At 36.8% G+C, this 4,882-nt stretch carries 7 protein-coding genes and 2 pseudogenes; 8 read left to right on the top strand and 1 reads right to left on the bottom strand.

Going from position 1 to position 4,882, the window contains the following annotated elements; all coding sequences use genetic code 11:
• Positions 1-169 precede the first annotated feature (169 nt).
• Positions 170-727 (top strand): hypothetical protein, encoded by a 558-nt coding sequence (locus ACFWE9_RS25975; protein WP_230162799.1) that lies wholly within the window; start codon positions 170-172, stop codon positions 725-727.
• Positions 728-962: 235 nt separating this feature from the next.
• Positions 963-1,166 (top strand): alpha/beta-type small acid-soluble spore protein, encoded by a 204-nt coding sequence (locus tag ACFWE9_RS25970; RefSeq protein WP_230162800.1) that lies wholly within the window; start codon positions 963-965, stop codon positions 1,164-1,166.
• Positions 1,167-1,691: 525 nt separating this feature from the next.
• Here ACFWE9_RS25970 and ACFWE9_RS25965 read toward each other — a convergent pair.
• A complete protein-coding gene (locus tag ACFWE9_RS25965; protein ID WP_230162802.1) occupies positions 1,692-2,039 on the bottom strand; it encodes a hypothetical protein in 348 nt (115 codons plus the stop codon).
• Positions 2,040-2,150: 111 nt separating this feature from the next.
• Here ACFWE9_RS25965 and ACFWE9_RS25960 point away from each other — a divergent pair.
• The 6 genes and pseudogenes from ACFWE9_RS25960 to ACFWE9_RS25935 all read left to right on the top strand — a co-directional run.
• Positions 2,151-2,423: pseudogene (locus tag ACFWE9_RS25960) on the top strand (aldo/keto reductase); the annotation flags it as partial.
• A gap of 392 nt (positions 2,424-2,815) precedes the next feature.
• The gene (locus ACFWE9_RS25955) at positions 2,816-2,959 is read left to right on the top strand and encodes a BBE domain-containing protein (RefSeq protein WP_377359529.1); all 144 of its coding nucleotides are present in this window, start codon (positions 2,816-2,818) and stop codon (positions 2,957-2,959) included.
• A 147-nt stretch (positions 2,960-3,106) separates the two neighbouring features.
• Positions 3,107-3,196, top strand: a pseudogene (locus tag ACFWE9_RS25950) (SRPBCC family protein); the annotation flags it as partial.
• 124 nt (positions 3,197-3,320) lie between these two features.
• On the top strand, positions 3,321-3,725 hold the full coding sequence (locus ACFWE9_RS25945; RefSeq protein ID WP_230162804.1) for a DUF1259 domain-containing protein: 405 nt from the start codon (positions 3,321-3,323) through the stop codon (positions 3,723-3,725).
• A gap of 204 nt (positions 3,726-3,929) precedes the next feature.
• Positions 3,930-4,394, top strand: coding sequence for a hypothetical protein (locus tag ACFWE9_RS25940; RefSeq protein ID WP_230162806.1), 465 nt, complete (start codon positions 3,930-3,932; stop codon positions 4,392-4,394).
• A 160-nt stretch (positions 4,395-4,554) separates the two neighbouring features.
• A partial coding sequence (locus tag ACFWE9_RS25935; protein ID WP_377359526.1) for a GNAT family protein occupies positions 4,555-4,882 on the top strand: 328 nt, incomplete at its 3' end.

The raw sequence follows: 4,882 nt of genomic DNA, 5'->3' as shown, positions 1-4,882 counted from the left end.
CTGCGTCAGACTTAAACTGAACCGCCGTATACCGAACGGTACGTACGGTGGTGTGAGAGGTCGGAGGCTAGGCGCCTCCTCCTACTCGATTTATGGCACTATAGGGGCAGGATAGTTGAAGGTCGTTCAGCTATAAAAAAGAATAGACTAATTTAATAGGAGATTAATTATGTTTGAAATAAAAACGTACTTAGAGTTATTTTCTTATGACCATACAGACCTTGAAGCGAGTTATATATCCATAGATGATTCTTTAAAATTAAGAGAAATTATTGACCATCGGAAATTTACTCCTGAGCATATTCAAATGCTTATAACAATTAGTTATAACAATCAGATCGTGGTAGGAATCGATGTTCCCAGTGGGTTAGATTTATGGTCCAATTATACGGTTGCTATTGAGCGTTATTTAGGCGGGGAGAACGTAGAAATGTTATATGGTGTCGATCCATATCTTATGAAGTTAGTCTCAGTAAACAACAATTTATTGGAGTTCTCTATTGTGGGTGATTGGGAACCTGTTGAGGTTTTTGCACAAGCTGTATTGCCTGAAAAAGAGTTTTTAGAATCCATTTTAGATGGAGCAGCACACTTTTGGAAGACATTGATTGATTATAAGGTGTTTGAGGGAAAAGAGATAAAGAAGACAACATCTAAAGAAGAACCGAAACTAATGATTGAAGAAATTGAAAAATTAAGGGAGAAGGTAAAAACCTTGTTCAACTAACGGGTGCGTTATCTGATGATCGGAGCTGTCTTTAAGGCTGCTTTTTCTTTATGCAACTACCGTGCAACCCGGTGGCTACAATGGTTTCCGACGTTCTTCTCTTATAGATCTACAGGTGAGTTTTTTAATTATACTACATCACTTCCTCAATTTAATTTTAAATTCTATGTATATAACTCTTAACAATATCAAAACCTATGACTAGCAACACATTACATTCATAGGAGCTGACAACATGGCTAGAAATAACAACAGTAATCAATTAGTGGTTAATGGTGCAGAGCAAGCTCTAGAACAAATGAAATACGAAATCGCTAGTGAATTCGGTGTTACACTTGGCGCTGATACAACATCCCGTGCAAATGGATCTGTTGGTGGAGAAATTACAAAACGTTTAGTGCAAATGGCTGAACAACAATTAGGTGGAAAAACTCGTTAATCGAAATCATAAGTATTGTTAGGGATAGTGATTGGGCTATCCCTATTTATATTAAAAGGTATAATTCTACATAACCTATAATAATCTTGATGTAGTCATCCTCAATCTCTGTTTTTTGAAGTTTATTATTTGCATTAACTTCCAAATCATTTTTAAAAATTATTGAGACATAGTCATATCTTTTTATATCGGAGGTGGGATAGAAGATAATGAACAACACGAAGAATTCCTCAGAGGAGAGATGTTAGAAGAGACGGGTTATTCAATAGCAAAGGTCTCTTATATTGGTAAAATCAAGTTAACGTGATTTTACTAAACCAAGAGCTGTACATCAGTCTTTTTCTTATTGAATTAAAGGAGCAGTTTAGTCAAAAGCAACGCAACGAGGTAATTAATGTTTCACCTGTTCGCAGCCTTTGCAGAATTTGAACGTAATTTGAATGAGGAACACACGGCAGTTAATTTAAGAAAAGTACAATACGAAGAAAAAGCGAAAAAAAGAGACAGCAATATGCTGTCTTTTTTTCACCACCTACAAATCCAAGTCCAACCAAATCCATTTACCCATACTCTCCTACAGCGTGGAACCCATTGCCCGTGTTCCCAATGTCCGCCACCATGACCACCATCGTGTCCATCCCAATGTCCGCCACCATGACCACCACCGTGTCCGTCCCATTGACCGCCACCATGACCACCACCGTGTCCGTCCCATTGACCGCCTCCATGACCACCACCGTGTCCGTCCCATTGACCGCCGCCATGACCGCCGCCATGTCCATCCCATTGACCACCGCCCGGGCCCGGTATTCGTTCTCCATCTATATAATAAGGCACATTATAATGGTTAAAAGCGTAATTATAGTTATACATTCAAAAAATCCTCCCTTTTTGTTTACCCTTTCAGGCTATGTACAAAGAGGGGTTAGTGTCCTATATGGACAAAAAAATTGGGCTGCCTATTTATTGTTGACTAAAAAAAGAGAAACCGTGGGAAGGGCGAGTAAAAGAAGTAGTGTGCCACGTGAAGAGTTATTCATTACGACTAAGTTATGGATAACAGATACTAATTATGCAGGGGCAAAAAGAGGTTTTCAAAAGTCATTGGATCGTTTAGGACTAGATTATATTGATTTATATGTGATTCACCAACCATAAAATAATTACTATGGTGCTTGGCGGGCTATGGAAGAATTATATCGAGAAGGTAAAGTTCGAGCAGTTGGTATTGATAATTTTCAACAAGATCGTTTAGTCGTTTAAATTCTTTCCAAATTTCATTTTTGCGTATGCAATGGTTTTTTCGGATTTCCATGTATTCAAGTGGCATATAAGCAATAGAAATTTTTCATAAAGAACAGGTTTGTGAAGAAGTGTACTTAAATTAAAGGGTGCTTTACTTCCATATGAAGCAATCAAGATCATACGCAGTTTCCTAGAAGAATCGACCGGAACCGAATCCAGTTTCCTTTTTCTGAACTGTGGTGGCGCTGTAAGTAGAATCTCTCCTGAGGCGACTGCTTTTTTTGGCGTAGTCCGAAGTTTTATTTGGAGTGGAATACAACTTGGAAACAAGACTCTGAGGCATCAAGGAATCTTGCATTGGTTGCAAGAACACACCAGCAGTTGAATCCTTTCGTTGAAGGGGCATACGTAAATTCTCCGATCAGAATATTATAAACTTTGGACCGGCTTATTATGGAACCAACTTTGATAGATTACAAAGAATAAAAGCCAAGTATGATCCCGAAAATGTATTTCACTTTCCTCAAAGTATACCTCCTAAATTTTAAGTCTATCTTATGCATTTATCATTTTTTATATTAGTCAGGTAAAAGATATCTAGAATTGTTAGTAGGAAGTAACAACTTCCAATAGCCCGTATTATAGTGTGACCAGATGTCGCTTTTATATAGTGTGGCTTACGCCACTAGAATAGAGAAGTATTCAACGACAGAGAACGTTACTACACATACTCGATTATGAAAGCACCATTTCCGATCGATTATCAATCTACATTCCATGTTCGCATTAAGGGGACCTTAGCCTGCATAGCTGAATAGGAGGAGTTGGTAGGCTAACGGAAAAGGGATTCCTTTAAACATAATACAGTGTCAAACAACATAAATTTATTAGTAAAGGGAGGCCAGTTAGATGAATAACTTTAATTCAATTTGTGAACAATTTGCTACTCTCCTTAAAGGGAAAAGTAACGTAAATCAAGGTAGTTGTTCTGTATCATTACACCGCGATTTTAAGGTGCTAGTTCAAGGGCGCCAAAGCAGTTCTGTTGTGCCGGCAGGAGTCTTATTTGAATCATTGGATCAAAGTGGTAATGCATTAAATTTGGCTGAAATCGCTGTTTTACAAGAAGAGATTCCTAGTTTTATTTATTCAATTGTCCAACAGGGGTTGATTGTGAGTGCCCTACATAATCACTGGTTATTTACTGATCCTGTAATAATGTATATTCACATTCAATCTATTGAACCTCCATTAAATTTTGCAAAAAAGATGGTACACTCATTTTCATTTTTACGCAGTTATCCCGTTGCCTAGGAAAGTTTTAGTTATATAATCTATCATCAAGAATAGGACGCGATTCTTTAGCTGAAGATCGGAGCTGTCTTAAAGGCAGCTTTTTTTTATGGAACTAAAGGGGCAGGTTAGTGGAATGAAAATTCCCCAATAGAAACCCAACCAAAAACCTTTAAATGGTAAAATTGAAAAAGGATTCAATTCGACCATTGAGGAGGAATTAAGTTGAAAAAAATACTCACCGTATTATTTATAATAATGGTTTTGACAGCTTGTGGTTCGGACACCACTAAAAAAGATAATAATCCGAAAACCATTAACAATGATTATAAATTCATAGGAGAAAGCGAACATTGGGAAGCCAAATATTCTTATAAAGGAACCGAATTATGGCAAGAAGATGACGGTAAAACAGCTTACTCTAACGAAGATAGCTATGAACTTGTATTAAAATATAAGGGGTCTTTGGAAGAGCTGTCTTCCATGAAAAAACTTGAATACACTTATGAAACAATCACTGAAAGCGGGAGAAAAACAGAGACATACACTGAACCACCTAGCGAAAAAGTATTTACAACTAGTGGAAGTTCAGAAGGTGGATCAAAAGTAAGTAAAGATGAAGCTATACAAATAAATGTAAAATGGGATGGCTTTGATGAGTCATTTGAACTGCATAATAAAGTTAATTGATTTTGTTGAACTAAAGGGTGTTATACTCCATTATCAGGAGCTTATCAGCAGCTCCTTTTCTTATGCAACTATCGGGGCAGGTTAGTTCCATAAATAAAGGACTTAAACTTTGAAAGGCGAAGTGAGTCTATAAGAAAATACAGTTATAAGGAGAGATAGATTGAAAAAAATTAGAGAAGCAACAGACAAGGATATGGAAGTAGTTTATATGATGGGCTATGATGTTTGGGGAGACAACATGCTTTCTCAGGAATATGTAACGATGTGTCAGGGTTCCAGTAAGTACAAAAAGGGGAAATGGTATGTTCTGGAGGAAACTGATACAAAAGAGTTATTAAGTTCCCTAATAGTATATGAACTAAATCTTTCTGAAGACTTACTTGTTAGAGGGATTGGGTCAATTGCTACTCCTTTACATTTAAGACAAAAAGGGTATGCTTCTATATTAATTGAAGAAGTTATAAACAAATTAGAGAAAAATATAGATT

The organism is Peribacillus sp. NPDC060253, assembly GCF_042727425.1.
Lineage (GTDB): Bacteria > Bacillota > Bacilli > Bacillales > DSM-1321 > Peribacillus.
Note: the sequence above shows the minus strand (reverse complement) of the source record. Positions and strands in the feature narration are given on the sequence as shown.